Source organism: Streptomyces sp. NPDC056373 (genome assembly GCF_042262425.1).
GTDB lineage: Bacteria > Actinomycetota > Actinomycetes > Streptomycetales > Streptomycetaceae > Streptomyces.
Genome location: NZ_JBHJPX010000001.1, coordinates 278,719 through 304,613, shown reverse-complemented (window position 1 = coordinate 304,613; position 25,895 = coordinate 278,719). Strand labels below are relative to the sequence as shown.

Sequence of the window (25,895 nt, the reverse complement as noted above, 5' to 3'; positions counted from 1 at the left end):
CAACGGCCCCTCGAGCGCACAAGAGTGCAGGTCGAAGCAGGTGATCCAGACCGGCCGCGACGGACCCGGCGGCCTTCACACCAACTCCTTCACCGACATGAGCGGATGCCGGTGCGCCCCGGCCCCGGCACCGGCGTCCGCCCGGGCAGCGCCCGTGCCGCCCCGCCCACGGCGTCGGTGAACTCCGTACGGTCGATCCGGAACTCCATGAAAAATCCCCCTGCTCGGTCCGGTGGTCAGCCGGTGCGGACGGTATCCGCACCCACTGACAACCGGCCCCGAACAGGGGGATCGGCGCCGAAGCTCAGGCAGCCGCGGCCAGGTGGCGGCGCTGCAGCCGGGCCGCCCGGGTCCCGAAGACGGTGATCGTCACGACGCCCAGGACCGCCAGGAGCCCCACCCCGACCGTCCCGGCCCAGCCGCCCGCGTGGAAGGCGATCGCGCCGACCGTGCTGCCCGCGCTGGAGCCGATGTAGTAGGCGGACTGGTACAGCGCGGAGGCCTGGGCGCGGCCGTGCGTGGCCGTCTTGCTCACCGCCGAGGAGGCGACCGCGTGGCCCGCGAAGAAGCCCGCCGTGATCAGGACCAGGCCCAGCAGGACCAGGGGCAGGGTGCCCGCCAGGGACAGCAGCAGGCCCGCGGCGGTCGTGCCGCCGCCCGCGTACAGCGCGCCCCGGCGGCCCAGCCGGCCGACCAGCCGGCCCGCGGTCGACGCCGACACCGTGCCGACCAGGTACACCAGGAAGATGGAGCCGATGATGCCCTGCGGCAGGGAGAACGGGGCCTCGGTCAGCCGGTAGCCGATGACCGTGTACACGCCGCCGAACACCGTCATGAACAGCGCGCCGATCGCGTACAGCCGGCACAGCAGCGGGTTGGACAGGTGGTCACGGACCGTCCGGGCCAGGACGCGCGGCCGCAGCGAACCGGCCCTGAAGTGCTTCGGGGCGGGTAGCAGCAGCCGGAAGGCCACCGCGCACGCCACCGCGATCACGCCGACGACGCCGACGGCGGCCCGCCAGCCCCACTCCTGCGCGACCCAGCCGGTGATGACCCGGCCGCTCATCCCGCCGACGCTGTTGCCGGCGACGAACAGGCCGATGGCGGTGACCAGGGCCTTGGGGGTGACCTCCTCCGCGAGGTAAGCCGTCGCCGACGCCGGCAGACCGGCCAGGGCCGCGCCCTGCAGGGCCCGCAGCGCGATCAGCACGCCGAGGGAGGGGGCGAAGGGCACCAGCAGCCCGAGCGTGACGGCCACGGCCAGCGACGCGGTCATGACCGCCCGGCGTCCGAAGCGCTCCGACAGGGCGCTCATCGGCAGCACGAACAGCGCCAGCCCGCCCGTCGCGGCCGCCACCGTCCAGCTCGCGTCGCTCGCCGCCACCCCGAACTCGCCGGAGATCAGCGGGAGCAGTGCCTGGGTGGAGTACAGCAGCGCGAAGGTCGCGACACCCGCGAGGAAGAGGGCGAAGCTCATCCGGCGGTAGCCGGGGCCGCCCGGGGACACACGGGAATCGGCAGTGGGGACAGAGGCATCGGCGCCCACGACGGTGGACGCCCCGGTACTGGCGGGAGACATGCCTCGAACCTACGGAGCCCCCACTCATCCGTCCAATGCATGGAACGGTCATAATCGTTCCCATGGTGCATCAACCGAGCTCACAGGGCCGCCTGTCACCGAGCAGTGACACAGAAGACATGCCGGAGATGTCGAAGCTGCTGGCGCCGCGCCTCGCCTACTTCGCGGGCGTCGCCCGCACCGAGCACGTCACCCGCGCCGCCCAGGAGATGAACGTCCCCCAGTCGACCCTGTCCCGCTCCATGGCCCGCCTGGAGCAGGATCTGGGCGTCGACCTGTTCGCCCGGCACGGCCGCACGGTCTCCCTCACCCCGGCCGGCCGCACCTTCCTCGCCTCCGTGGAGCGCGCCCTGGCCGAGGTGGAGCGCGCCGCCGAGGAGGTGCGCGCCGACGCCGACCCGACCACCGGCAAGGTCGCCTTCGGTTTCCTGCACACCATGGGCGCCGAGACCGTCCCGGGCCTCCTGCACGCCTTCCGTGCGGACCACCCGCGCGTCCGCTTCAGCCTCGTCCAGAACTACGGCGAAGCCATGCTGGAACGACTGCGCGCCGGCGAGCTCGACCTGTGCCTGACGTCCCCGGTGCCGGACGCCCCCGACCTGGTGGCCCGCCGCCTGGACGAGCAGAAGCTGCGCCTGGTCGTCCCCGCCGACCACTCCCTGGCCGGCCGCCGCCGCATCCGCCTGGCCGAGGCCGCCGACGAAACTTTCGTCACCCTGGAACCCGGCTACGGCCTGCGCCGCATCACCGACGACCTGTGCAAGGAGGCCGGCTTCAAGCCCCGCATCGCCTTCGAGGGGGAAGAGGCGGAAACACTGCGGGGCTTGGTGGCGGCGGGCCTCGGGGTCGCCCTCCTGCCCCCACCGGCCGTCCCCCGCCCGGGCGTCGTGGAACTGACGGTCACGGCACCGCGAGCCGTCCGCGAGATCGGCGTGGCCTGGCTGGAAGGCCACCCGGACACACCCCCGGTAGCGGCTTTCAAAAGGTTCCTGCTCTCAAGAAGGGGCAGCTTGTTGCCCACCTGAACGGCAGAGGACGTCAGGGGCGCGGGGAACTGCGCGACGAGCCACGCACGACCCGCATTCCGAAGACACGCTCGACCTCTACGGCGCTATCGTCTCCGCCCGAAGCCGGAGGCCAACGGCATCCGCAACCCCAACGGCGGCGGCGCGGCGAACGCATCCCGCACGGGCCGCGACACCGCCCGCCCGAACAACGCCCCCATCACGAAGTCCTCGGCCAGAGCCAGCACTTCGTCCCGGTACTGATGCAACCCGTGCCCGTCCGCGTGCACTTCGAACCGGCACACGTCCCGGTTCGCCTTCTTCGCCCGTGCCGCCAGCCGGAACGACAGCTCCGGATCCGTCCGCCCGTCGTTCGTGCCGTGCACGATCAGCACCTGGCGCCCGACCAGCTGCTTCACCGGTTCGGGTGGCGCGGCGGAACCCTCCTCCGGCAGCCAAGGGGCGAGCGCGAGCACGGAGTTGACGGCGTCATGCCCGCCTGCCCGCAGCCCGGCCCGGCCGCCCATTCCGATGCCTGCGAGGCAGACCGGGACGTCTCCGTACCGCCGTACGGCCTCGTCGGCCGCCCAGGTCGCGTCCTGCGCGAGATTGGCCTCGTCGCCGTTCCAGCCGCGGCAGCGGTAGTGCACGACGTGCGCGGCGAGACCCTCGTCCCGGCCCGCGCGGGCCAGGCGGCGCCCGACGGCCCGCACGGAAGCGGCCGCCAGCAGGGACGAGGGTCTGCGGCCGGAAACCTCGTCGCCACCGGGGAGCAGCAGCACCACGCCGCTCACCGCCGTCGGTTCCGGACCGAGTGCCCTGCCCAGCCGGGCCCTGCGAACCGGCGTCGCTTGGTGTGCCATGACAGAACAGTGTCAGAAGCGCGGGTGTACTCGACCCGTCCTCGGGGTCACCGTTACGTATCGACGAAAACGTCAAGCGTCGCGGAACGCGCCGTCTACGCGCGTAGGCGTTACAGTGCGGAAATGACGAGCCAGACCATTGCGAACACCCCGACACCGGACCAGATCCGCCGGGCACCCAAGGTTCTGCTGCACGACCACCTCGACGGCGGTCTGCGCCCCGGCACCATCGTCGAACTCGCCCGCGCCCGCGGTTACACCCAGCTCCCCGACACCGACCCCGAGAAGCTCGGCGTCTGGTTCCGTGAGGCCGCCGACTCCGGTTCCCTGGAACGGTACTTGGAGACGTTCTCGCACACCGTCGGCGTCATGCAGACCCGTGACGCCCTGGTCCGGGTCGCCGCCGAGTGCGCCGAGGACCTGGCCGCGGACGGCGTCGTCTACGCCGAGGTGCGCTACGCCCCCGAGCAGCACCTGGAGGGCGGCCTCGGTCTCGAAGAGGTCGTCGAGGCCGTCAACGAGGGCTTCCGGGAAGGGGAGCGCCGCGCCCGGGAGAACGGTCTGCGCATCCGCGTGGGCGCGCTGCTCACCGCCATGCGGCACGCGGCCCGCGCCCTGGAGATCGCCGAACTGGCCAACCGCTACCGGGACCTGGGAGTCGTCGGATTCGACATCGCCGGTGCCGAGGCCGGCTACCCGCCCACCCGGCACCTGGACGCCTTCGAGTACCTCAAGCGCGAGAACAACCACTTCACCATCCACGCCGGCGAGGCCTTCGGTCTGCCCTCCATCTGGCAGGCTCTCCAGTGGTGCGGCGCCGACCGGCTCGGCCACGGTGTGCGGATCATCGACGACATCCAGGTCCACGAGGACGGCCGGGTCGAACTCGGGCGGCTCGCCTCCTACGTCCGGGACAAGCGCATCCCGCTGGAGCTGTGCCCGAGCTCCAACCTGCAGACCGGGGCCGCCTCCTCGTACGCGGAGCACCCCATCGGTCTGCTGCGCCGGCTGCACTTCCGGGCCACGGTCAACACGGACAACCGCCTGATGTCCCACACCAGTATGAGCCGGGAATTCGAGCACCTTGTCGAGGCGTTCGGTTACACCCTCGACGACATGCAGTGGTTCTCCGTCAATGCGATGAAATCATCTTTCATTCCTTTCGATGAACGACTGGCCATGATCAATGACGTGATCAAGCCCGGATATGCCGAGCTGAAATCCGAATGGCTGTTCCGCCAGACCGCCTCCACCAGCGGTTCTGGTGCCTCCTAGGGCTGAATCAGGGGTATTCGGCACACAGGGAATGCGGGCGGTGTTCACCATCCGTCCGCATTTCGATGTTTGCGGCGGGCCGGGCTGCCTGATTACGGTCGCTGAACCGCTCACACCCGTCATCCCGTAACGAGGACGCATTTCATGAAGCAGTCTGCTGCCAAGACCCTCGGTGTCGCCGCTCTCGGTGCCGCTTTCGCCGCCGCCGGTGCGGGTGCCGCCAACGCCGCCACGAACCTCCCGGACCCCGCGCAGACGCTGGAGGCCGTCACCGTGGCGGCCCCGGCGGAGCAGCTCTCCCGGACGCTGCCGGCGGGCGCGGGTGAGGCGCTGGGCCAGGGGCAGAGCCTGGCCGGTACCGGTCTCGCCGCCGCACAGCCGGTCGCCGGGCAGGTGCTCGCCCAGGGTCCGACCGGCCCGGCCGCCAAGCTGCTCGGCGGGCTCCCGGCCAAGGGCCTGCCGGTGAACGGCGTGCCGGCCGTCTGAGCCTCCCGTCGCGGCGGACGCACACGCCGATGGGGCGCACCCGGTCTCGGGTGCGCCCCATCGGCGTTCTCACGTACGGGCGTTACCAGGCCGTCCTGGCCTTGCCGTGCGTCTTGTCCTCCGCCGGCAGCAGGATCCACAGCGCGATGTACAGCAGGAACTGCGGGCCGGGCAGCAGACACGAGATCAGGAAGATCACCCGCATCGTGGTCGCGGAGGTGCCGAAGCGCCGGGCCAGTGCGGCGCACACTCCGCCGATCATGCGGCCGTGGGTGGGGCGGGCGAGGCGGGACATGTGCGACTCCTTCAGTGTCGGTGCGTGAGGCCTCTCGTCCGAGTACCCCATCTGCACTCCACGCTACGGAGACGAAGGGGGCAAAGCGTCGCTCCACGGGGCGATCCCGACCCTGGGAATCGTCGGGGTCCGACCCTGAGCCGGCTCCTCCGGGGGGAGGGGCGCGCGCAGCAGCCGGGCGGTGGTGCGGCGGCGCAACCAGGAGCGGCCCGCCGGAACCAGCGCGAGATGAGCGAGGGCCACGCCCACGGTGTTCAGGAACAGCGAGTCGACGTCGACGACCTGACCGGGCACGCCGGTCTGCAGCAGTTCGATGCCCCAGGAGAGCAGCGCCCCGGCCGCGACCGTGCGCAGCAGGGACGCCAGCGGCGAGACGACCAGCCTGCCGCCGGCCAGCGGCAGCAGCACACCCAGCGGGGCGAGCAGGGCCAGCCCCTCCCCGACACGGCGGGCCGCCTCGGGCCAGCCCAGGGCGAGATCGGCCCGGATACCGGCGAACGGACGGAGATTGGCGGGCATCACCCAGGGCACGTCCAGCGGCCGCAGCGTGAACCAGGCGACGAACGCCAGGTGTGCGACGAGGAGGACACCTCCTGTCACACGGATGCGGAACGCGGCGCTGCCGCCGATGGAGCCTTGACGCTGCACGCCCCCCAAGACGCGGCCTCCGGCGCCTTCGGTTCCGGGATGGGCCCCGTCGGCCCTGTGAGGCATACGCCACAGCCCGCGAGGATCACTCCCCGGCCGCGTCCTTCGACGGCGGTTCCGCACTGCCCGGCCTGGCCCGCACCTCGTCGGTGCACTCGTAGCGGCGCGGGCCCTCGGCGCCCGGGCCGCCCAGGACCACCGAGCCGTCGCCCTCGGCCGCGGCCGAGTCGGAGAAGGTGCACACGATCTGCGCGAGGGCGTACGAGGTGAGGCCGGCCGGTGCCGTGCTCAGCCGCAGCGTGTCCTCCGGGTCACCGGGGCGCGGCCGCCCGACCGTGATGCCGCCGCGGACGTCCGTGCTGTAGCCGGCTTCCTTCTCGGCGGTCGACGGCGGCGTGGCGAGCTGGTTCAGCAGGCCCTGCGCGACGAGCCTGCGCCGCTCGGAGTCGGCCGCGCCGTCCGGGACCCGCACGGTCCGGTCGACGGTCACCAGCGAGGACCCGCACAGCAGGAACACCTGCACCGGCAGCCCCCTGGTGGCCTGGGTGGAGACGTCCGGCTCGGAGAGGGAGCACTGCACCCGCGAGGGCGCGGGCCCGAAGTTCGTCGGCACCTCCGTGGCCCGGATCCCGCAGCCGGCCAGCAGCACGGCGAGCGCCGCAACGGCGAGCGACCGGGAGGCGGCCGCCAGACGCGTGGTCATCATGCGTCCCCCTTCGAGTCCTCGCCCCGCGTCCGGTCGGTGCCGCTCTCCTGCCCCGGCTCGTCCTCGGCGGGCTGCTCCTCCGCGGGGGACGTGCCGCGCGGGAGCCGCAGGGTGAACACCGCACCCGAGTCGGGCGAGTTGGCCGCGGTGATCTCACCGCCGTGGATGTGGGCGTTCTCCAGCGCGATGGACAGCCCGAGGCCACTGCCCTCGGAGCGCGGCCGGGAGGCGCTGGCCTTGTAGAAGCGGTCGAAGACGTGCGGCAGGACGTCTTCCGGAATGCCGGGCCCGTGGTCCTGGACCTCGATGACGATCGAGTCGTCCGCCTCCCGCACGGACACCCGCACCGGGGAGCCGCCGTGCTTGAGCGCGTTGCCGATGAGGTTGGCCAGGATGACGTCCAGGCGGCGCGGGTCCAGCCGGGCGTGCAGGCCGCGCTCGGCGTCCAGCTCGACCGCGTCCAGCCAGGCCCGGGCGTCGATGCAGGCGGTGATCTGGTCGGCGAGGTCGACGTCGTCCAGGACGAGCCGCGCGGTGCCCGCGTCGAAGCGGGTGACCTCCATCAGGTTCTCGACCAGGGAGTTCAGCCGCCGCGTCTCGCTGACCACCAGCCGGACGGCCGGCTCGATCATCGGGTCCATGCTGCCGGTCTCCGCCTCGAGCTCCTCCTCGAGCACCTCCGTCACGGCGGTGATCGCGGTGAGCGGCGTGCGCAGCTCATGGCTCATGTCGGCCACGAACCGCCGGGACGCCTCGTCGCGCGCGGCCATGTCGGCCACCCGCTTCTCCAGCGCCTCGGCCGCGTTGTTGAACGTCCGTGACAGATCGGCGAGTTCATCGGTCCCGGACACCCGCAGCCGGGTGTCCAGCTTGCCCTCGCCGAGCCGCCGCGCAGCCGTCCCGAGCCGCTGCACCGGCTTCAGCACGGTCGTCGCCGCGGCCTGCGCCAGCAGCGCCGAGCCGATCAGCGCGAGCCCCGTGGCGATGCCCAGCGACCAGGCCAGCGAGTTGAGGTCCTTGGCCTCCGGTTCCAGCGACTTGAGCATGTAACCGGTCGGGCCGCCGCCGATCACCCGCGTACCGGCCACCAGGTACGGGGTGTCGTGGTCGACTATCCGCTGCCAGTACAGGTGGTACGGGGACTTGTTGGCCCCGTCGACCTTCTGCGTCCTGTTGACCGCCGTGCGCAGCGACTTCGGCACGTCCCGCAGCGCGAAGCCGTTCAGCCCGCCGGAGCTGCCGTAGACGGTCCGGCCCTCGGCGTCGCGGCCGACCAGCAGCACGCTGAAGCGCTGGTCGCTGCCCGCCATCTGGCCCGCCGTGTGCTGCAGCTCGTCCTGCGTGGGACGCTCGGGCAGCGCACCCGCCCGGTTCTGCATCTCCTGCTCGAAGTCGCGCAGCACGGCGTCCTGGGTGCGGGTGAGCACGGCCTCGCGGTTGAGCCAGTACGCGATGGCGGACGCGGACACGGCGGCCGTCAGGGCCACCAGTCCGAAGACGACGACCAGCCGCAGCCGCAGGCTGGTGAAGCGCAGCCGCGACAGAACTCCCTTGCGCGCCCCGGTCCAGCCGTGGGCCCCCCCTTGGTGCGCCTGTGTCACTGAGGCGCGTCCAGCCGGTAGCCGACACCACGCACGGTACGGATCAGCGTCGGGGACGACGGCACGTCCTCGACCTTGGCACGCAGCCGCTGGACACACGCGTCCACGAGACGCGAGTCGCCCAGGTAGTCGTGCTCCCACACCAGCCGCAGCAGTTGCTGCCGGGACAGCGCCTGGCCCGGCCGCCGGCTCAGCTCCAGCAGCAGCCGCAGCTCGGTCGGCGTGAGCTGGAGATCCTCGCCGTTCTTCGTCACGGTCATCGCCGAGCGGTCGATGACGAGGCTGCCGAAGCTGGCCGCGTCGTTCGACTCCCGCTCGCCGCGCCGCAGCACGGCCCGGATCCGGGCGTCGAGCACCCGCCCCTGCACCGGTTTGACGACATAGTCGTCGGCGCCGGACTCCAGTCCGACCACCACGTCGATGTCGTCGCTGCGCGCGGTCAGCAGGATGATCGGCAACTGGTCCGTGCGCCGGATGCGCCGGCACACCTCGAACCCGTCGATGCCGGGCAGCATCACGTCCAGCACGATCAGATCCGGCCGCTGCTCACGGAGCAGCTTCAGACCGTCCTCACCGCTGGCAGCGGTCGCCACGCGATGACCCTGGCGCGTCAGTGAGAGCTCCAGGGCCGTCCGGATGGCGTCGTCGTCCTCGATCAGCAACAGGGAAGGCACGCGCTCATTCTGGCCCATGGAGGGGCCGGGGTTCGACCGGTGGGGCCCACTCGGTGCGGCCGGTACCGCCGACAGGTGTGCGGGAGCTGTGGCCGGCCTGTGGCCGACCCCTGTGACAGGTCTGTGACAGTCGGCGGACACGGCCATGAAAGTGCCGCGGCAAGCTTCTCGGCACAGGCAAGAAAGCCCGCCCGAACAGGCGGGCCGCACATCGGAAGTCCACGACGGGGGGCGCGAGATGAACACGCTGCACGGCATCAGCACCAGCGCAGTTGTCACGCGTCTGCACGACGTGCACCGGGGTTCCGAGAAGTCCGGTGCCGTGAGCACGCGGGGGTGCGCTCACGGCACCGGGCGTCAGCACACCGGGTTCATGACGGTGGTCGACGCACACACGGGGGAGAACAAGGGGACGGGGGAGGCTCACGGGGGAGCCGCGTACGGGGAGGGCTCGGGGGAGCGCCGCTCGATGGCGGAGGCCGTAGATGCCGAAGCGGCGTTTACCGCCTACGTCCAGGAGCGCCGCGCCTCCCTGTACGCAACCGCCTACCACCTGACCGGTGACCGCTTCGAGGCCGAGGACCTGCTGCAGAGCGCGCTGTTCTCGACCTTCCGGGCGTGGGACCGGATCAGTGACAAGGCCGCGGTCGGCGGATACCTCCGCCGCACCATGACCAACCTGCACATCAGCGCCTGGCGGCGCCGCAAGCTCAACGAGTACCCGACCGAGGAACTGCCGGAGACGCCCGGCGACACGGACGCGATGCGCGGCACCGAGCTGCGCGCGGTCCTGTGGCAGGCGCTGGCCCGGCTGCCCGAACTCCAGCGCACCATGCTGGTCCTGCGCTACTACGAGGGCCGCACGGACCCGGAGATCGCGGAGATCCTCGACATCAGTGTCGGCACGGTGAAGTCCAGCATCTGGCGGTCGCTCCGCCGGCTGCGCGAGGACGAGGTCCTCAGCTTCGGCCGTGACGAGGAGGACGCCTTCGGCGAGCTCGTCGCCTGAAGGCCGGGGGGGGGAGCACCACAAGGGGGCCCACGGGGGAACTGCACGGACGCTGGGGGGCGTCTTCGCAGGAGAGTGGGGACTCGGGGGAGGACCACGGGGGAAACAGGGGAGCGGGACTGGAGGGCCGGGGGGTCCGTCCAGTCCCGCTTTCTTTGTCTCTCAGCCGTCCGGGCTGCCCCGGCCGCCCCCGTCTAAGCCGCCGTGCGGAGGCTCTCGCAGCGGCCCGCCGCCGCTGCCGCCAGCCGGCCCATCGCCTCGTCGCGGTCGCAGGCGTACGCGCCCAACGCGGTCTGGCGGGCGACGATCGTGCGCTCCTGCCGCATCAGGCGCCAGCCGCGGCGCAGCAGGAACGGCACCGACTTGCGGCCCTCCTTCAGGTCCCGCAGGAAGCGTCGGCGGAACGTCTTCACCGGCCCCCGGCTCAGGCACAGCGCGTCGGCGAGGACGCCGAGTTCACCGCAGCGCGTGACGATCTCCGCGGCGAAGACGCCCTCCGCGATGAACAGCGGGGTCCGTCCGATGTCGACCGTCTCGTCGCCGGTGCGGGCGCTGAGCGAGAGGTCGTAGACGGGAACCTCCGTACGGCCCGTGCGGCACAGGCCGGTGATCGCGGCGACGGCGGTGTCCGCGTCCCAGGAGTCCGGGTGGTCCCAGTCGATGTCGGAGCTCCCCGCCACCAGGGGCAGTGTCGGGTCGTCGCCCTCCTTGTAGAAGTCGTCGAGCCGCAGCACCGGAAGGCCGGAGCGGGCCGCGAGGAGGGACTTGCCGGAGCCGGAAGGGCCGCAGAGCAGCACGACTCGCGTCGGTATGGGCAGAGGAGAACTCACGGGACACCAGTGTGAGGCATCGACCGGGCGCCGTACGACCCCGCGGGTCGGCTTTGATGCGTGCGTCACATCTCAACTACCCTTCGTGTCGTTCTGATTACCCGCAGCGTCAGAAGGTGGCAGTGATGGCCCGACACGACTCATCCATGAAGCCGGCCGCTCAGCGTGCCCTGGCCGTCCTCGCGACCGCCGGTATCGCGCTCGGGGCGGGCGCGGCGGCGGCCGCGGCGGGCACCGGCTCGCCCCTCGACGTCGTCCACACCTCTGCGGGGAAGACCGACCCGCGGGCCGGCCTCAAGGCGGCGGGCGACACCCTCGCCCACACCACCGGCGCGATCACGGGCCTCAAGCCCAACCCCCTCGCCGGTACGGGAGTCGACCCGCTCGACAACAGCGTCGGCACCGAGGTCGCCGACTTCAAGCCGATGTCGTCCCGGGAGGTGACGGGGCCGGTGGCCCAGGCGCCGTCGATCGGGGGGATGCCTGTGGTGGAGCGCCTGGACGAACCGCTCTCGCGATAACTCATCGTCCTCGCAGCGGGACCTCCCGGACCAGCCACGCCACCGCGAAGGCGGCGGCACACAGCACGGCCGTGCCGAGCGCGACACCGTGCAGGCCGTCCACCACGCCGGCCCGGAACGCGTCCCGGACCGGTTCGGGCAGGTCCCGCAACAGGCCGGGTGTCAGCTGCTGTTCGGTGAGCCGCCCGCCCTCGGTGCCGAGCCGGTCCGTCACGGCAGCCGTGAGCCGGCCGGTGTAGACGGACCCGAGCACGGCGACGCCCAGGGAGCCGCCGATGGTGCGCAGCAGGGTCTGGGTGCCGCTGGCCGCGCCCATGTCGCGGGGTTCGGCGCTGTTCATCGTGATGAGCATCGCCGGCTGCATGAGACAGCCGATGCCCACGCCGAGCGCCAGCGTCGGACCGGAGGCGACGGACACCGGTGTGTCCGTGCCGAGCCACAGCAGCGACAGTGCCCCCGCCGCGGCCAGCGCGCCGCCCGCGATCGGGTAGGCGCGGTAGCGTCCGCCGCCGGCGATCCGCCGGCCGATGACGAGTTGAGCGCCGATCATGCCCAGCATCAGCGGGAGCAGCAGCAGTCCGCTCCCGGTGGACGACATGTCCCGCACGAACTGCAGGTACTGCGGCAGGTAGCTCGCCGCCGCGAGCATGGCCGCGCCCGTGACGAAACTGAGGACCTGCGCCACCGTGAAGTTCCGGTCCCTGAACAGCCGGGGCGGGATCACCGGCTCCGGGGCGCGCCGCTCGACCCGCACGAAGGCGGCCAGCGCCACCGCACAGCCCAGACCCAGCCCGATGATCTGCGGCGACGTCCAGGAGTACGTCGTCCCGGCCCAGCTCGCCAGCAGGGTCAGGGCGAGGATCGCGCCGGTGAGCAGCCCGGCCCCCGCCAGGTCGATCGGCGCCTTCACGCGGGTCGCGCGCAGCCGGACTCCATGGCCGATCAGGATCAGCGCGACGGCGCCGACAGGGACGTTGACGTAGAACACCCAGCGCCAGTCCAGGTGGTCCGTGAGGAAGCCGCCGACCAGCGGGCCGCCGATCATCGCGGCGGGCAGCAGCACTCCGATCAGAGACTGGGCGCGTCCGGCCTCTGCAGGGGCCAGCAGCGTGCCGATGAGGGAGAGCCCCCCTACGAACAGGCCGCCCGCGCCGATTCCCTGCAGGGCCCGGAAGGCGATCAACTGGCCCATGTCCTGGGCGAGTCCGCACAGCACCGAGCCGGTCAGGAACACCGTGATGGAGGTGAGGTAGCTGCCCTTGTGACCGTAGAGGTCGCCGATCTTGCCCCAGATCGGGGTGGAGACGGCCGTGGTCAGCAGATAGGCGGTGAGCACCCAGGAGAGGTGGTCGAGGCCGCCGAGGTCGCCGACGATGGTGGGCAGCGCGGTGCCGACGACGGTTCCGTCGAGCGTGGCGAGCACGATGCCGAGCAGCAGTCCGAGGATGACGAGCCGGGAGGGCGGGGCGGCCGGGCGGGCGGACTCCTCCGCGGCCGTCGCCGTGGTGTGCGTGTCCATGATTCCCCCTGTGTCGAGGTCGGTGGTCAGGCGACGTAGCGACGCTGGGACTTGGCGTCCCGCAGGGCGTGGCCCCACCAGGCGAGCTGGTCGAGCAGGGCCTTCGCGGCCGTGTCGGCGGCGGAGTCCTTGCAGGCGCCGTTCTCGTCGAAGCAGCTCCACGCGTCGTGGAAGCTGACGGTGTTGCGGATGGTCGTGGCGTTCACCTCGGCCATGACGACCCGCAGCTGCTCCACCGCGCGCAGACCGCCGGACAGGCCGCCGTAGGAGACGAAACCGACCGGCTTGCCGTGCCACTCCTCGCCGTGCCAGTCGATCGCGTTCTTCAGGGACGCCGGGAAGCTGTGGTTGTACTCGGGCGTGACGAGGAGGAAGGCGTCGGCCGCGGCGAGGCGCGGTGAGACGAGGGCCAGTTGCTCGCGGTGGTCCGGTGCCGGCTGCCGGCCGAACGCCGGGAACACGGTCGGCAGCGGTGTCTCGGCGAGGTCGACGACGTCGGCCGTCAGGTCGTCGCGCTGCTCGATGTGGCCGGTCAGCCACTTCGTCACCACGGGTGCGAAGCGCCCCTCGCGGGTCGAGCCGACGAGGACGGCGACACGGAGCGGTTCGATGTGGTCGGGCATGGATCCCCCTGGATGTGTACGGCGTATCGGGTCGCGTACAACGTACACAGAGGATGTGTACGACGTCTACTGGAGATACGCTGTACGCGACGCAATGAGCGGGAGGAGCGAGGCATGGCGGTCGCGAAGAACGCGAAGAAGGAGGGTCAGGAGAGCGGAACCGGGGAGCCCACTCTCTGGGAGCGCATGGAGCGGCCCACCCCTGTTCCGCGCGCCTCACTGACCCTGGAGCGCATCGCCGCCGCCGCGGTCGAGATCGCCGACGAGGAGGGCGGCGCCGCCGTCACCATGCGCCGCCTCGCCACCCGGCTCGGCGTCGCCCCCATGGCGGCCTACCGGCACGTCGACGGCAAGGACGACCTGTGGGCACTCATGATCGACCGGGTTTCCCGGGACATGACGGTCCCGGAGGGCACGACGGACTGGCGGGAGGTGCTGCGCTCCTACGCCCTCCAGGCCCGGGAGCTGATGCTCGCCCACCCGTGGATGGCGGCCATGCCCACCTCGGTCATCATGCTCACGCCGTCACGGATGGCCGTCGCGGAGCGGCAGCTGGCCGCCCTCGCCGTGTGCGGCCTGGACGCCGACTCGATGATGGCCGCCTTCCGGGCCGTCACCTCCTTCGTCCACGGCTCGGCCCAGACCGAGATCGCCCTGCGTGAATACCAGGAACGCAACGGCTGGACCAGCGGCGACGAGACCCGCGAGGCGCTCGCCCCGCAGATGCGCTACCTGATCGGCACGGGCCGCTACCCGGCCTTCGAGCAGTACGCCCTCGGCGCGACCCGCAAGGACGACCGGGCCTGGGAGTTCACATTCGGCCTCGACTGCGTTCTCGACGGCATCGGGCAGCGGCTCGGCATCTGAGGCGAGGCGGACCGGAGAAGCCCCGGGCCTCCTGGACGGAGAAGGGCCGGGGCTTCCGTATCGAGGGGGCCGGGCTAGTACGAGGAACCCGATGCGCCCAGTGACCCCGTGGGGTGCCAGACCGTTTTGGTCTCCAGGAACGCCGTCAGGCGGTCGGTCCCGGGGGTCTCCGCGTAATCCACAGGCTGTGGACGGAGAACCCGCTTGAGGTTGTCGGCCGCCGCGATCTCCAGTTCCTTCGCCAGCACCTCGTCGGCGCCCGCGAGGTCGATCGCGTTGACGTCCTGGTGGGCCGCCAGCGGGGCCGCGATCTCCGCCGTACGGCCCGACAGGACGTTGACCACGCCGCCCGGGACGTCCGAGGTGGCCAGGACCTCGGCCAGGGACAGGGCGGGCAGCGGGGACTTCTCGCTCGCCACCACGACCGCCGTGTTGCCCGTCGCGATCACCGGGGCGAGCACCGACACCAAGCCCAGGAACGACGACTCCTGCGGCGCCAGGACGGCGACCACACCGGTCGGTTCGGGGGACGACAGGTTGAAGAACGGGCCCGCGACCGGGTTGCCGCCGCCGACCACCTGGGCGATCTTGTCGGTCCAGCCCGCGTACCAGACCCAGCGGTCGATCGCCGCGTCCACGACGGCGGCCGCCTTGGACTTCGACAGGCCCTCCGCGTCGGCCACCTCACGGGCGAACTGGTCGCGGCGGCCCTCCAGCATCTCCGCGACGCGGTACAGGACCTGACCGCGGTTGTACGCCGTCGCCCCGGACCAGCCGCCGAACGCCTTGCGGGCGGCGACGACCGCGTCCCGGGCGTCCTTGCGGGACGACAGGGGCGCGTTCGCCAGCCACTTGCCCTTCGAGTCGCTCACCTCGTACACCCGGCCGCTCTCGGAACGCGGAAACTTCCCGCCGACGTACAGCTTGTAGGTCTTGAACACCGACAGTCGTGCATCAGACATCGAGGTACGCCTCCAGGCCGTGGCGGCCGCCCTCGCGGCCGAAGCCCGACTCCTTGTAACCGCCGAACGGCGACGTCGGGTCGAACTTGTTGAACGTGTTGGACCAGACGACCCCGGCGCGGAGCTTGTTCGCGACCGCCAGGATGCGCGAGCCCTTCTCCGTCCAGATGCCGGCGGACAGGCCGTACGGCGTGTTGTTGGCCTTCGCGACCGCCTCGTCCGGAGTGCGGAAGGTCAGCACCGACAGCACCGGGCCGAAGATCTCGTCGCGGGCGATCCGGTGCGCCTGGGTGACGTTCGTGAACAGCGTCGGGGCGAACCAGTAGCCGCTCTCCGGCAGTTCGCACGCCGGCGACCAGCGCTCGGCGCCCTCCGCCTCGCCCTGCTCGACGAGCGAGGTGATGCGGGTGAGCTGCTCCTCGGAGTTGATCGCGCCGATGTCCGTGTTCTTGTCCAGCGGGTCGCCGAGGCGCAGCGTGGACAGGCGGCGCTTCAGGGACTCCAGGAGCTCCTCCTGGATCGACTCCTGCACCAGCAGGCGGGAGCCCGCGCAGCAGACCTGGCCCTGGTTGAAGAAGATGCCGTTGACGATGCCCTCGACGGCCTGGTCGATGGGGGCGTCGTCGAAGACGATGTTCGCGCCCTTGCCGCCCAGTTCCAGCGTGACCTTCTTCTTGGTCCCGGCGACCGTGCGGGCGATCTCCTTGCCGACGGCAGTGGAGCCGGTGAAGGCGACCTTGTTCACGTCCGGGTGGGCGATCAGCGCCGCACCCGCGTCGCCGTAGCCCGGGAGAATGTTGACGACGCCCTTGGGCAGGCCCGCCTGGCGGCAGATGTCCGCGAAGAACACCGCCGAGAGGGGGGTGGTCTCGGCCGGCTTCAGCACGACCGTGTTGCCGGTCGCGAGAGCCGGAGCGATCTTCCACGCCAGCATGAGGAGGGGGAAGTTCCAGGGGATGACCTGGCCCGCCACGCCGAGGGGCCTCGGGTTCGCGCCGAAGCCCGCGTGGCCGAGCTTGTCCGCCCAGCCCGCGTAGTAGAAGAAGTGCGCCGCGACCAGGGGGAGGTCCGCGTCGCGGGTCTCCTTGATCGGCTTGCCGTTGTCGAGCGTTTCGAGGACGGCGAGCTCGCGGGAGCGCTCCTGGATGATGCGGGCGATGCGGAAGAGGTACTTCGCGCGCTCCGCGCCCGGGAGCGCCGACCACTTCTCGAAGGCCCGGCGCGCGGCCTTCACCGCGCGGTCGACGTCCTCGGAGCCGGCCCGGGCGACCTCGGAGAGGACCTCCTCGGTCGACGGGGAGACCGTCTTGAAAACCTTGCCGTCCGCCGCTTCGACGAACTCGCCGTCGATGAACAGGCCGTACGAGGGGGCGATGTCGGCGATCGCACGCGACTCGGGAGCCGGGGCGTATTCGAATACCGAAGACACGTTTTCCATAGTCATGGGGTCTCAGTCCACCGTCACGTAGTCGGGACCGGAGTAGCGGCCGGTGGCCAGCTTCTGCCGCTGCATCAGCAGGTCGTTCAGCAGCGAGGAGGCGCCGAAGCGGAACCAGTGGTTGTCCAGCCAGTCCGCGCCCGCGGTCTCGTTGACCAGCACGAGGAACTTGATGGCGTCCTTGGAGGTGCGGATGCCACCGGCCGGCTTCACACCGACCTGGATGCCGGTCTGTGCGCGGAAGTCCCGCACCGCCTCCAGCATGAGCAGCGTGTTCGCCGGGGTCGCGTTGACCGCGACCTTTCCGGTGGAGGTCTTGATGAAGTCCGCGCCCGCCAGCATGCCGAGCCAGCTCGCGCGGCGGATGTTGTCGTACGTCGAGAGCTCGCCCGTCTCGAAGATGACCTTCAGGCGCGCGGAGGTGCCGCAGGCCTCCTTCACGGCGGTGATCTCGTCGTACACCTTCAAGTATCGGCCCGCGAGGAACGCCCCGCGGTCGATGACCATGTCGATCTCGTCGGCACCGGCGGCGACCGCGTCGCGCACGTCGGCCAGCTTGACGTCGAGCGCGGCGCGTCCGGCCGGGAACGCCGTGGCCACCGAGGCGACCTTCACGCCGGAGCCGGCGACGGCCTCCTTGGCCACGGCCACCATGTCGGGGTAGACGCAGACCGCCGCGGTGGCGGGCGTCGTACGGTCCGTCGGGTCGGGCTTGACCGCCTTCGCGCCGAGCGCCCGGACCTTGCCCGGGGTGTCCGCGCCTTCCAGCGTCGTCAGGTCGACCATCGAGATCGCGAGGTCGATGGCGTACGCCTTCGCGGTCGTCTTGATCGAACGGGTACCGAGGGAGGCTGCGCGGCCCTCGAGTCCGACCGCGTCGACGCCGGGGAGCCCGTGGAGGAAGCGGCGCAGCGCGCTGTCGGACGAGGCGACGTCCTTGAGGGGGTGAGCTGCGGTGAGTGCAGAACTGGGCATGGTCACCAGACGAGCATATCTACGCGCGTAGCGGCTGTACAGTCCCCGGTTCTCTCCCGGGCGGATCCGGGTTTTCTCCCGGGCGGATCCGACGCTTGCCTTGGGCGGATGAGGGGCCCGCGGACGTGTCCGGCAGAATCGAGACATGACGAGCCCCGAACCCCAGCCGCCGGCGCCGCAGCCCTCGGAACCCGAGTCCAAGGACCGGGTGTACCGGTCGGTCCCGGCCATCGCCGGTGGCGTGCTGCTGCTCGCCATCACCGGGTGGCTCGGGATCGACGCGGTGATCTCGGGGGAGGGGCGCACGCCGTGGCTCGCGCTCGCCGTGCTGCTCCTGGTCGCGCCGCTGGTCGTCGCCTTCACCCTGCGGCCGGCCGTGTACGCCGGCGACGACCGGCTGCGGATCCGCAACCCCTTCCGGCTCGTCGTCGCGCCCTGGGGCCAGGTCGCCTCGCTGCGCTCCGCGTACTCGAACGAGGTCCTCACCGAGTCCGGTACGAAGTACCAGCTGTGGGCCGTGCCCGTCTCACTGCGCGCCCGCAAGAAGGCCGCGCGGCGCGAGATGCGGGCGACCGCACAGGCGCGGCGGGAGATGGGCCGGGACGAGGGCCGCGGCAGCGCGCTCGGGATGCGGGCGGGGCTGGGCGACGGCCTCGGCGGGGACTCCGTCTCCGACGGCCCCGTACGGGCCGAGACCGACCGGATCATGGACGAGCTGCGCGGCCTGCACGAGGCGCGTCACCAGGCGGAGTCGGCGCAGGGCGAGGTGACCGTGCGGTGGGCCTACGAGGTGCTGGCGCCGGCGGTCGCCGGGGCCGTGCTGGTGCTGATCCTGGTGGCGATGGGCTGAGCGCCGCGAAGGGGCGATGGCTGACCGCGGCGGAAGAGCGACGGGCTGACTGCGGGCGTAGGGCGGCAGGCTGACCGTGGCGAAAGGGCGATGGGCCGACCGAGGCGGAAGGGCGATGGGCCGACCGAGGCGGAAGGGCGACGAGCTGACCGCAGCGGAAGGGCGGTGGGCCGACCGAGGCGAAAGGGCGATGGGCCGACCGAGGCGGAAGGGCGACGGGCTGACCGCAGCGGAAGGGCGGTGGGCCGACCGTACAAAGGCGGTGGCCGACCCCTGCGAGGACGGCGCCGGCTGACTGCCGCTGAGGAAGACGCCGGCCGGCTGCCGCGAAAAAGCGGTGGAGGCGGTGCGGCCCCCGCCTAGGTTCGGGGCATGAGTACCCGTACCTTCCGTGTCACCGTGCGAGGCGTCTTCGACGGGCTGAGCGCCGAGCAGCGGGCCGGGCTGCTGGAGCGGGCCGCGGAGCACGACGTGCTGCGCGCGGCCTTCACGCCCGAGGGGAGCCTCACCTACGACGTGGCCGTGCGGCCCGCCTTCACCTTCCGCTTCCTGGACTCCGGGGAGGCCGAGGAGGACATCCTGGAGGCCGCCGAACGGGCCGAGGCGTCGGCGCGGGCGTGGCTGGAACAGCGCGGCTACGGCTACAAGAACCTCAGGTCCACCGCCGAGGACCTCTCCCAGGCGCCTCTCGGCAAGCGGCAGCGGCGGGAGGCCGCCCGGAAGGGGGCCTGAGGCTCGGCGGGGGCGGTGGTACGGCCTCGGCGGGGTGATGGTGCGGCCACGGTGGGGGTGGTGCCGCTGGGCTCCGCTCCCGGACGGCCGCCGGGGTGTCGTCCGGCTTCGGCTCGGCGGCTCCGGCCACGGACACACGTCGGCGGTCGTGCCGGGTTTCGCCTCAGATGCCCGCCGCTGCCGACAGGTCGCGCTTGATCGACTCCAGTAGTGCCGTCGCCTTCGCGCGGGCCTCCGGGAGATCCTGGTGCGAACCCACCGGGATCACGACCTCCAGGTAGCACTTCAGCTTCGGCTCCGTGCCGCTCGGGCGGACGATCACCCGTGCGCCGTCCAGGGTGTAGCGCAGGCCGTCCGTGGGCGGCAGCTCGGCCGTGCCCTTGGTGAGGTCGTCGGTACGGGTGATCTGCAGGCCGGCCAGTTCCGTCGGGGGCTGCTCGCGCAGGCGGCGCATGGCGGCGGCGATGAGGGAGAGGTCCTCGACGCGGACCGAGAGCTGGTCCGTGGCGTGCAGGCCGTGCTCCACCGCCAGGTCGTCCAGCAGGTCGAGGAGCGTGCGGCCCTCCTCCTTGAGCCCGGAGGCCAGTTCCGTGATGAGCAGCGCGGCGGTGATGCCGTCCTTGTCGCGTACGCCCTCGGGGTCCACGCAGTAGCCGAGGGCCTCCTCGTAGCCGAAGCGCAGGCCCTCGGCGCGGGCGATCCACTTGAAGCCGGTGAGGGTCTCGACGTGGGGGAGGCCCGCCTTCTCGGCGATCCGGCCGAGGAGGGACGACGAGACGATCGACTCCGCGAAGGTGCCCCTGGCTCCGCGCCGGACCAGATGGGCGGCGAGCAGGGCCCCGACCTCGTCGCCGCGCAGCATCCGCCAGTCGGTGCCGTCCTGTACTGCGACGGCGCAGCGGTCCGCGTCCGGGTCGTTGGCGATGATCAGGTCCGGGGTGGTCCCGGCAGCGCGGGCCGTCGCGAAGGCCAGGTCCATCGCGCCGGGTTCCTCCGGGTTGGGGAACGCGACGGTCGGGAACTCCGGGTCGGGTTCGGCCTGCTCGGCGACGAGGACCGGCTCCGGGAAGCCGGCGCGGGCGAAGGCGGCCAGGAGGACGTCCTTGCCGACGCCGTGCATGGCCGTGTACACCGTGCGGGCCGTGCGGGGAGAGTTCTCGGACAGGACGGCGTCCGTGCGGGCCAGGTAGGCGTCGAGGACGCTGTCGTCGAGGGTGTCCCAGCCTTCGGTGGGGCGCCGGACGGTGGTGAGGGACGGGACGGCGGCGATCTCCGCCGCGATGTCGGCGTCCGCCGGGGGGACGATCTGCGAGCCGTCGCCGAGGTAGACCTTGTAGCCGTTGTCGCGGGGCGGGTTGTGGCTGGCGGTGACCTCCACGCCCGCGACCGCGCCGAGGTGCCGTATCGCGAAGGCGAGCACGGGGGTCGGGAGGGGGCGGGGGAGGACGGCCGCGCGCAGGCCCGCGCCGGTCATGACGGCGGCGGTGTCCCGGGCGAAGTCGCGCGACTTGTGGCGGGCGTCGTAGCCGATGACGACGAGCCCGTTGTCGTGGCCCTGCTTCTTGAGGTACGCGGCGAGGCCGGCGGCGGCGCGGATGACGACCGAGCGGTTCATGCGCATGGGGCCGGCGCCGAGTTCGCCGCGGAGGCCGGCGGTGCCGAACTGGAGCGTGCCGCTGAAGCGGGCGGCGAGTTCGGTGTGGTCCTCGGCGTCGAGGAGGCGGGCCAGCTCGGTGCGGGTGTCCGGGTCGGGGTCCTCGGTGAGCCACGCCTGGGCCTGTGCGATGAGTTCTTCGTGCACGGTGTGGGGTCAGCCTCTCCGGTGTGGTGTGGGTCTGCGTGAGGTGGTGGGGGTGCGCGTCTTCGCCTGACCGTCGGGTGGGGGTCGGGGCCGCGCCGGGGGGTGTCCGTCCTCGGAACGGCGCGATGGGGTGGGGTACCGACTAACCGTCCGTTGACGCGCCAACCGCTGCGGGCGGACACCCCTCCGACACGTCCCCTTCTCGCCGTACGCGGCTGCGGGATCGCCCTTCCGAGGCGGCCGGGAATGCGTCCCCTTCTCGTCGTGGGCGGCCGCGGCGGCTTTCTCGCGCGGGCGACTACCACCCCTCAGGGGCGCGGGGAACTGCGCGACCAGCCCCCGCGTACGCAGCCGCCGGACGACCTGCCGAAGCCTCTCTCAGAGGCGGCCGAGCACCTGCGCGAGCAGGGAGCCCATGCGGGTCGCGGAGTCGCGGCCCGCCTGGAGGACCTCCTCGTGGTTCAGGGGCTCGCCCGTCATGCCCGCCGCGAGGTTGGTGACGAGGGAGATGCCCAGGACCTCCGCGCCCGCCTCACGCGCGGCGATCGCCTCGAGGACCGTCGACATGCCCACCAGGTCCGCACCGATGACCCGGGCCATGCGGATCTCGGCCGGAGTCTCGTAGTGCGGGCCGGGGAACTGGGCGTAGACGCCCTCCTCCAGCGTCGCGTCGACCTCCTTGCACAGGGCCCGCAGGCGCGGGGAGTACAGGTCGGTGAGGTCGACGAAGTTCGCGCCGACGATGGGGGAGGTGGCGGTGAGGTTGATGTGGTCGCTGATGAGGACCGGCTGGCCGGGGCGCATGCCCTCGCGCAGGCCGCCGCAGCCGTTGGTGAGGACGACCGTCTTGCAGCCGGCCGAGACCGCGGTGCGGACACCGTGGGCGACCGCGGCCACCCCGCGGCCCTCGTAGTAGTGCGTACGGCCCAGGAAGACCAGGGCGCGCTTGTTGCCGATCCGGTACGAGCGGATCTTGCCGCCGTGGCCCTCCACCGCCGGCGGCGGGAAACCGGGGAGCTCGGTGACCTGGAACTCGGCCTCGGGGGCGCCCAGGGCGTCCACGGCCGGAGCCCAGCCGGAGCCCATCACGAGGGCGACGTCGTGGGTCTCGGCGCCCGTCAGTTCGCGCAGACGGGCCGCGGCGGCGTCGGCGGCCGCGTGGGGGTCGCCCTGGATGTCGTCCGGAAGAAGAGATGCGTTCACGCCGATGAGGGTAGCCGCTGTTTGCCTACGCGCGTAGATGGCAGAGCTCACGGGGTGGCGATCGTTGTCTTGTCGTTTCCGACGAGTGGTCGCGCGCGCGGCCCTCAGCAGGGGCGCTTGCGGAGCTCCATCACGTAGTCGTGGGGGGCGCCGGCCGACTCGGCCGCGTCGGCGATCTCGCCCAGGTAGCGCGCGGAGGGCAGGCCGCCCTCGTAGGCGTTCAGGGCGAAGGCCCAGGCGGTGTCCTCACCGTCGAGGGTGTGGACCCGTACGCGCGTACGGCGGTAGATGTCGAGGCCCACGCCCTCCCAGCGGTCCAGCGACTCCTCGTCCATCGGTGCGATGTCGTAGAGCGAGACGAAGACCTGGGAGAGGGGGTCCTCGACGATCGTCGGCAGGGCGCCCTCCCAGCCCATGTGCTCGCCGCCGAAGGTCAGTCGCCATCCGTTCAGCCAGCCGGTGGCGCGCAGCGGCGAGTGCGGGGCGCGGCGGGACATCAGCCGCGCGTCGAGGTTGCCGGCGTACGCGGCGTAGAGCGACATGGGGGAAGGGTACGGCAGGTGGTCCGGCGTCACTCGTGTAACGACAGGCGCACGGGCGGGCCCCCGGGGCGGTGTCACCTTGTTGCGTGCGGGACAATGGAGTACGTGACTCGGATCGTGATCATCGGTGGCGGACCCGGCGGATACGAAGCGGCCCTGGTGGCCGCTCAACTCGGCGCGGAGGTGACCGTCGTCGATTGCGACGGTCTGGGCGGGGCGTCGGTGCTCACCGACTGCGTGCCGTCGAAGACCCTGATCGCCACGGCCGAGGTGATGACCACCTTCGACTCCTCGTACGAGGAGCTGGGGATCATCGTCGCCGACGACACCCCACCGATGGAGCAGGCCGCCCGGGTGGTGGGCGTCGACCTGGGCAAGGTCAACCGCCGTGTGAAGCGGCTCGCGCTCGCCCAGTCGCACGACATCACGGCCTCCGTGACGCGTGCCGGGGCGCGTGTCATGCGCGGGCGCGGCCGGCTGGAGGGCATGCAGGGGCTCGACGGGTCGCGCAAGGTCGTGGTGCGCGCCGCCGACGGCAGCGAGGAGACCCTCACGGCCGACGCGGTGCTCATCGCCACCGGCGGGCACCCCCGTGAGCTGCCAGACGCCCAGCCCGACGGCGAGCGGATCCTCAACTGGACCCAGGTCTACGACCTCGACGAACTGCCCGAGGAACTGATCGTGGTCGGGTCGGGTGTGACCGGCGCCGAGTTCGCCGGCGCCTACCAGGCACTCGGCTCCCGGGTGACGCTCGTGTCGTCGCGCGACCGCGTGCTGCCCGGCGAGGACCCGGACGCGGCGGCCGTGCTGGAGGACGTCTTCCGGCGGCGCGGCATGAATGTCATGGGGCGTTCCCGCGCGCAGTCCGCCAAGCGGGTGGGGGACCGGGTCGAGGTGACCCTCGCCGACGGGCGGGTCATCACCGGGTCGCACTGCCTCATGGCCGTCGGTGCCGTGCCCAACAGTGCGGGCATGGGGCTGGAGGACGCCGGTGTCCGGCTGCGCGAGTCCGGCCACATCTGGACCGACAGGGTGTCCCGTACGACCGCTCCCGGCGTGTACGCGGCCGGTGACGTGACCGGCGTGTTCGCCCTCGCGTCCGTGGCCGCCATGCAGGGCCGCATCGCCATGTACCACTTCCTGGGCGACGCCGTGGCCCCGCTCAACCTGAAGACGGTCTCCTCGAACGTCTTCACCGACCCGGAGATCGCCACCGTCGGCTACAGCCAGGCCGACGTGGACGGCGGGAAGATCGACGCCCGGGTCGTGAAGCTGCCGCTGCTGCGCAACCCGCGGGCCAAGATGCAGGGCATCCGCGACGGCTTCGTCAAGATCTTCTGCCGTCCGGGTACGGGCATCGTGGTCGGTGGTGTGGTCGTGTCACCGCGTGCCTCGGAACTGATCCACCCCATCTCGATCGCGGTCGACAACAATCTGACCGTCGAACAGATCGCGAACGCCTTCACCGTCTATCCCTCCCTGTCGGGCTCGATCGCAGAGGTGGCACGGCAGTTGCACACGCGCAAGGAGAACGGCGAGGGCTGAGTCCGAAACCGACTCCTCCCTGGTCACGGGGAGTGTTCGGCCATTCGTACGGCATAGGCGGCGGGACTAGGCCCTATACCACTTCCCGCTGCCCAGTGCGAACATCTTCTGCTATTCAGCGCAAACTGCTGAAAGCAGACGGTCGCTGGCGTTACTGTCAGTTTCGTGTTCGCTGCAGAACGTCGCCAATTGATCCTCGAAATGGTGCGAGCGAACGGGGCCGTGTCGCTCCGTGAGCTCGCCCGCGTCGTCCAGACCTCCGAAGTGACCGTACGGCGGGACGTGCGCGCGCTGGAGGCAGAAGGACTCCTCGACCGCCGGCACGGCGGTGCGGTACTGCCGGGCGGTTTCACGCGGGAGTCCGGCTTTCCGCAGAAGTCTCATCTCGCGACCGCCGAGAAGACCGCCATCGCCGACCTCGCCGCGAACTTCGTGGAAGAGGGAGAGGCGATCGTGGTCGGGGCGGGTACGACGACCCAGGAGCTGGCCCGCCGGCTCGCCCGGGTGCCCGGGCTCACCGTCGTCACCAACTCCCTCCTCGTCGCCCAGGCGCTGGCCCATGCCAACCGGGTCGAGGTCGTGATGACCGGCGGTACGCTCCGCGGTTCGAACTACGCGCTGGTCGGGAGCGGGGCGGAGCAGTCCCTGCACGGGCTCCGGGTGTCGCGGGCATTCCTGTCCGGGGCCGGGTTGACCGCCGAGCGCGGGCTGTCCACGTCCAACATGCTGTCGGCGTCCGTCGACCGGGCGTTGGTGCAGGCCGCGGCGGAGGTGGTGGTCCTCGCCGACCACACCAAGCTCGGCACCGACACCATGTTCCAGACCGTGCCCACGGATCTCATCACCCGCCTCGTCACGGACGAGCCGCCCGCCCATGACGACCGTGCGGCCACGGAACTCCAGGCGCTTGCCGACCAGGGCGTGCAGATCGCTGTCGCCGGGGGGCAGGGGGGTTCGGCCGGGGCGGGTGCTGGGGGCCCGGGGGGTGATTCCGTTCCGGCGCGTCAGCAACGCCGAGATGTGCCGGTGCCGGGGCCTCGACGGCAGGTGCCGGGGGGTGGGGGGCAGTTGAGGTCTGCTTCTGCCTCGATGCTGGGTGAGCAGGGGCCCGGGGCGGAGCGGGCGCGAGTGGCGGATCTGCGGCGGCGTTGAGGCCGACGGTGGGCTGAGCTGCGGTTTGCTTTCCGGCACCCCGGCGTTGTTGCCGAGGCGGGGGGTCCGCAACCCGGCGAAGCGGGTGCCGCTGCGCCCACCCTCCCCCAAGCTCTCGGCTTCGCTCGAGCAGGGGGGACCCCCATCGCCCCCAGCGGCACGCATGCCCGTAGCCAGGGCGGAGGGCACGCGCGC

General features: G+C 71.8%; 26 protein-coding genes. 10 read left to right on the top strand and 16 right to left on the bottom strand.

All coding sequences use genetic code 11. The features are described from left to right. Window positions 1–304 precede the first annotated feature (304 nt). Window positions 305–1,579: an MFS transporter gene (locus ACFCXS_RS01435; RefSeq protein WP_376640801.1), complete on the bottom strand. Its 1,275-nt coding sequence runs from the start codon at window positions 1,577–1,579 to the stop codon at window positions 305–307. Window positions 1,580–1,641: 62 nt separating this feature from the next. Between ACFCXS_RS01435 and ACFCXS_RS01430 the strand changes: the two genes are divergently transcribed. Then, complete coding sequence (locus tag ACFCXS_RS01430) at window positions 1,642–2,604, top strand: LysR family transcriptional regulator (protein WP_376640799.1); 963 nt, start codon at window positions 1,642–1,644, stop codon at window positions 2,602–2,604. An 86-nt stretch (window positions 2,605–2,690) separates the two neighbouring features. On the opposite strand, the gene ACFCXS_RS01425 is transcribed toward ACFCXS_RS01430, so the two are convergent. After that, entirely contained in the window at window positions 2,691–3,446 is a 756-nt protein-coding gene (locus tag ACFCXS_RS01425; protein WP_376640798.1) for an alpha/beta hydrolase, read from the bottom strand. A 123-nt stretch (window positions 3,447–3,569) separates the two neighbouring features. On the opposite strand from ACFCXS_RS01425, the gene ACFCXS_RS01420 reads away from it, so the two are divergent. Next, entirely contained in the window at window positions 3,570–4,721 is a 1,152-nt protein-coding gene (locus ACFCXS_RS01420; protein WP_376640796.1) for an adenosine deaminase, read from the top strand. 144 nt (window positions 4,722–4,865) lie between these two features. Further along, complete coding sequence (locus tag ACFCXS_RS01415) at window positions 4,866–5,207, top strand: ATP-binding protein (RefSeq protein WP_376640793.1); 342 nt, start codon at window positions 4,866–4,868, stop codon at window positions 5,205–5,207. 82 nt (window positions 5,208–5,289) lie between these two features. Here ACFCXS_RS01415 and ACFCXS_RS01410 read toward each other — a convergent pair whose 3' ends face one another. The 5 genes from ACFCXS_RS01410 to afsQ1 form a co-directional block, all read right to left on the bottom strand. After that, window positions 5,290–5,502, bottom strand: a complete 213-nt coding sequence (locus ACFCXS_RS01410; protein ID WP_104777715.1) for a PspC domain-containing protein — start codon at window positions 5,500–5,502, stop codon at window positions 5,290–5,292. Window positions 5,503–5,565: 63 nt separating this feature from the next. Continuing rightward, on the bottom strand, window positions 5,566–6,150 hold the full coding sequence (locus ACFCXS_RS01405; RefSeq protein WP_376640791.1) for a VanZ family protein: 585 nt from the start codon (window positions 6,148–6,150) through the stop codon (window positions 5,566–5,568). 85 nt (window positions 6,151–6,235) lie between these two features. Next, the gene (locus tag ACFCXS_RS01400) at window positions 6,236–6,853 is read right to left on the bottom strand and encodes a hypothetical protein (RefSeq protein ID WP_376641494.1); all 618 of its coding nucleotides are present in this window, start codon (window positions 6,851–6,853) and stop codon (window positions 6,236–6,238) included. Next, window positions 6,853–8,457, bottom strand: a complete 1,605-nt coding sequence (locus ACFCXS_RS01395; protein ID WP_376640789.1) for an ATP-binding protein — start codon at window positions 8,455–8,457, stop codon at window positions 6,853–6,855. The genes ACFCXS_RS01400 and ACFCXS_RS01395 overlap by 1 nt, the downstream gene beginning before the upstream one ends. After that, complete coding sequence (gene afsQ1 / locus ACFCXS_RS01390; RefSeq protein ID WP_053675520.1) at window positions 8,454–9,131, bottom strand: two-component system response regulator AfsQ1; 678 nt, start codon at window positions 9,129–9,131, stop codon at window positions 8,454–8,456. Before afsQ1 ends, ACFCXS_RS01395 begins: the two co-directional genes overlap by 4 nt. A 238-nt stretch (window positions 9,132–9,369) precedes the next feature. Here afsQ1 and ACFCXS_RS01385 point away from each other — a divergent pair, with 238 nt between their 5' ends. After that, entirely contained in the window at window positions 9,370–10,140 is a 771-nt protein-coding gene (locus ACFCXS_RS01385) for a SigE family RNA polymerase sigma factor (RefSeq protein ID WP_376640786.1), read from the top strand. 194 nt (window positions 10,141–10,334) lie between these two features. Here the strand turns inward: ACFCXS_RS01385 and ACFCXS_RS01380 are convergent, their stop codons facing one another. Continuing rightward, window positions 10,335–11,039 (bottom strand): uridine kinase, encoded by a 705-nt coding sequence (locus ACFCXS_RS01380; RefSeq protein ID WP_376640784.1) that lies wholly within the window; start codon window positions 11,037–11,039, stop codon window positions 10,335–10,337. 56 nt (window positions 11,040–11,095) lie between these two features. Here ACFCXS_RS01380 and ACFCXS_RS01375 point away from each other — a divergent pair, with 56 nt between their 5' ends. Next, on the top strand, window positions 11,096–11,491 hold the full coding sequence (locus ACFCXS_RS01375) for a hypothetical protein (protein ID WP_376640782.1): 396 nt from the start codon (window positions 11,096–11,098) through the stop codon (window positions 11,489–11,491). 1 nt (window position 11,492) lies between these two features. On the opposite strand, the gene ACFCXS_RS01370 is transcribed toward ACFCXS_RS01375, so the two are convergent. Both ACFCXS_RS01370 and ACFCXS_RS01365 read right to left on the bottom strand, forming a co-directional pair. Then, on the bottom strand, window positions 11,493–13,010 hold the full coding sequence (locus tag ACFCXS_RS01370) for a DHA2 family efflux MFS transporter permease subunit (RefSeq protein ID WP_376640780.1): 1,518 nt from the start codon (window positions 13,008–13,010) through the stop codon (window positions 11,493–11,495). 26 nt (window positions 13,011–13,036) lie between these two features. Beyond that, complete coding sequence (locus ACFCXS_RS01365) at window positions 13,037–13,633, bottom strand: NADPH-dependent FMN reductase (RefSeq protein WP_376640778.1); 597 nt, start codon at window positions 13,631–13,633, stop codon at window positions 13,037–13,039. Between the two features lie 114 nt (window positions 13,634–13,747). Here ACFCXS_RS01365 and ACFCXS_RS01360 point away from each other — a divergent pair, with 114 nt between their 5' ends. Further along, the gene (locus tag ACFCXS_RS01360) at window positions 13,748–14,500 is read left to right on the top strand and encodes a TetR/AcrR family transcriptional regulator (RefSeq protein ID WP_376640776.1); all 753 of its coding nucleotides are present in this window, start codon (window positions 13,748–13,750) and stop codon (window positions 14,498–14,500) included. A 74-nt stretch (window positions 14,501–14,574) separates the two neighbouring features. On the opposite strand, the gene ACFCXS_RS01355 is transcribed toward ACFCXS_RS01360, so the two are convergent. The 3 genes from ACFCXS_RS01355 to deoC are packed head-to-tail and all read right to left on the bottom strand — an operon-like array spanning window position 14,575 to window position 17,875. Beyond that, the gene (locus tag ACFCXS_RS01355) at window positions 14,575–15,462 is read right to left on the bottom strand and encodes an aldehyde dehydrogenase family protein (protein WP_376640774.1); all 888 of its coding nucleotides are present in this window, start codon (window positions 15,460–15,462) and stop codon (window positions 14,575–14,577) included. Next, window positions 15,455–16,891, bottom strand: coding sequence for an aldehyde dehydrogenase family protein (locus ACFCXS_RS01350; RefSeq protein WP_376640773.1), 1,437 nt, complete (start codon window positions 16,889–16,891; stop codon window positions 15,455–15,457). Before ACFCXS_RS01350 ends, ACFCXS_RS01355 begins: the two co-directional genes overlap by 8 nt. Before the next feature lie 21 nt (window positions 16,892–16,912). Further along, window positions 16,913–17,875: a deoxyribose-phosphate aldolase gene (deoC, locus tag ACFCXS_RS01345; RefSeq protein WP_376640771.1), complete on the bottom strand. Its 963-nt coding sequence runs from the start codon at window positions 17,873–17,875 to the stop codon at window positions 16,913–16,915. Between the two features lie 145 nt (window positions 17,876–18,020). Between deoC and ACFCXS_RS01340 the strand changes: the two genes are divergently transcribed. Continuing rightward, window positions 18,021–18,725, top strand: a complete 705-nt coding sequence (locus ACFCXS_RS01340; protein ID WP_376640769.1) for a PH domain-containing protein — start codon at window positions 18,021–18,023, stop codon at window positions 18,723–18,725. Window positions 18,726–19,097: 372 nt separating this feature from the next. After that, the gene (locus tag ACFCXS_RS01335; protein WP_376640767.1) at window positions 19,098–19,457 is read left to right on the top strand and encodes a DUF6204 family protein; all 360 of its coding nucleotides are present in this window, start codon (window positions 19,098–19,100) and stop codon (window positions 19,455–19,457) included. 163 nt (window positions 19,458–19,620) lie between these two features. Here ACFCXS_RS01335 and ACFCXS_RS01330 read toward each other — a convergent pair whose 3' ends face one another. The 3 genes from ACFCXS_RS01330 to ACFCXS_RS01320 all read right to left on the bottom strand — a co-directional run bounded on the left by ACFCXS_RS01330 (window position 19,621) and on the right by ACFCXS_RS01320 (window position 23,003). After that, entirely contained in the window at window positions 19,621–21,258 is a 1,638-nt protein-coding gene (locus ACFCXS_RS01330; RefSeq protein WP_376640765.1) for a phospho-sugar mutase, read from the bottom strand. Between the two features lie 378 nt (window positions 21,259–21,636). Beyond that, the gene (locus ACFCXS_RS01325; protein ID WP_053675495.1) at window positions 21,637–22,461 is read right to left on the bottom strand and encodes a purine-nucleoside phosphorylase; all 825 of its coding nucleotides are present in this window, start codon (window positions 22,459–22,461) and stop codon (window positions 21,637–21,639) included. 104 nt (window positions 22,462–22,565) lie between these two features. Then, the gene (locus ACFCXS_RS01320; protein ID WP_033311347.1) at window positions 22,566–23,003 is read right to left on the bottom strand and encodes a gamma-glutamylcyclotransferase; all 438 of its coding nucleotides are present in this window, start codon (window positions 23,001–23,003) and stop codon (window positions 22,566–22,568) included. On the opposite strand from ACFCXS_RS01320, the gene ACFCXS_RS01315 reads away from it, so the two are divergent. Both ACFCXS_RS01315 and ACFCXS_RS01310 read left to right on the top strand, forming a co-directional pair. After that, window positions 22,938–24,548 (top strand): NAD(P)H-quinone dehydrogenase, encoded by a 1,611-nt coding sequence (locus ACFCXS_RS01315; protein WP_376640762.1) that lies wholly within the window; start codon window positions 22,938–22,940, stop codon window positions 24,546–24,548. The two genes, ACFCXS_RS01320 and ACFCXS_RS01315, sit on opposite strands and share 66 nt — an antisense overlap. A 165-nt stretch (window positions 24,549–24,713) precedes the next feature. Continuing rightward, complete coding sequence (locus tag ACFCXS_RS01310; protein ID WP_376640760.1) at window positions 24,714–25,700, top strand: DeoR/GlpR family DNA-binding transcription regulator; 987 nt, start codon at window positions 24,714–24,716, stop codon at window positions 25,698–25,700. Window positions 25,701–25,895: the final 195 nt, after the last annotated feature.

Bases quoted from the DNA above. Each gene is read 5' to 3' on its own strand.
- ACFCXS_RS01435 (WP_376640801.1), bottom strand. From the start codon at position 1,579: ATGTCTCCCGCCAGTACCGGGGCGTCCACCGTCGTGGGCGCCGATGCC.
- ACFCXS_RS01430 (WP_376640799.1), top strand. From the start codon at position 1,642: ATGGTGCATCAACCGAGCTCACAGGGCCGCCTGTCACCGAGCAGTGAC.
- ACFCXS_RS01425 (WP_376640798.1), bottom strand. From the start codon at position 3,446: ATGGCACACCAAGCGACGCCGGTTCGCAGGGCCCGGCTGGGCAGGGCA.
- ACFCXS_RS01420 (WP_376640796.1), top strand. From the start codon at position 3,570: ATGACGAGCCAGACCATTGCGAACACCCCGACACCGGACCAGATCCGC.
- ACFCXS_RS01415 (WP_376640793.1), top strand. From the start codon at position 4,866: ATGAAGCAGTCTGCTGCCAAGACCCTCGGTGTCGCCGCTCTCGGTGCC.
- ACFCXS_RS01410 (WP_104777715.1), bottom strand. From the start codon at position 5,502: ATGTCCCGCCTCGCCCGCCCCACCCACGGCCGCATGATCGGCGGAGTG.
- ACFCXS_RS01400 (WP_376641494.1), bottom strand. From the start codon at position 6,853: ATGACCACGCGTCTGGCGGCCGCCTCCCGGTCGCTCGCCGTTGCGGCG.
- ACFCXS_RS01385 (WP_376640786.1), top strand. From the start codon at position 9,370: ATGAACACGCTGCACGGCATCAGCACCAGCGCAGTTGTCACGCGTCTG.
- ACFCXS_RS01375 (WP_376640782.1), top strand. From the start codon at position 11,096: ATGGCCCGACACGACTCATCCATGAAGCCGGCCGCTCAGCGTGCCCTG.
- ACFCXS_RS01370 (WP_376640780.1), bottom strand. From the start codon at position 13,010: ATGGACACGCACACCACGGCGACGGCCGCGGAGGAGTCCGCCCGCCCG.
- ACFCXS_RS01365 (WP_376640778.1), bottom strand. From the start codon at position 13,633: ATGCCCGACCACATCGAACCGCTCCGTGTCGCCGTCCTCGTCGGCTCG.
- ACFCXS_RS01360 (WP_376640776.1), top strand. From the start codon at position 13,748: ATGGCGGTCGCGAAGAACGCGAAGAAGGAGGGTCAGGAGAGCGGAACC.
- ACFCXS_RS01355 (WP_376640774.1), bottom strand. From the start codon at position 15,462: ATGTCTGATGCACGACTGTCGGTGTTCAAGACCTACAAGCTGTACGTC.
- deoC (WP_376640771.1), bottom strand. From the start codon at position 17,875: ATGCCCAGTTCTGCACTCACCGCAGCTCACCCCCTCAAGGACGTCGCC.
- ACFCXS_RS01340 (WP_376640769.1), top strand. From the start codon at position 18,021: ATGACGAGCCCCGAACCCCAGCCGCCGGCGCCGCAGCCCTCGGAACCC.
- ACFCXS_RS01335 (WP_376640767.1), top strand. From the start codon at position 19,098: ATGAGTACCCGTACCTTCCGTGTCACCGTGCGAGGCGTCTTCGACGGG.
- ACFCXS_RS01320 (WP_033311347.1), bottom strand. From the start codon at position 23,003: ATGTCGCTCTACGCCGCGTACGCCGGCAACCTCGACGCGCGGCTGATG.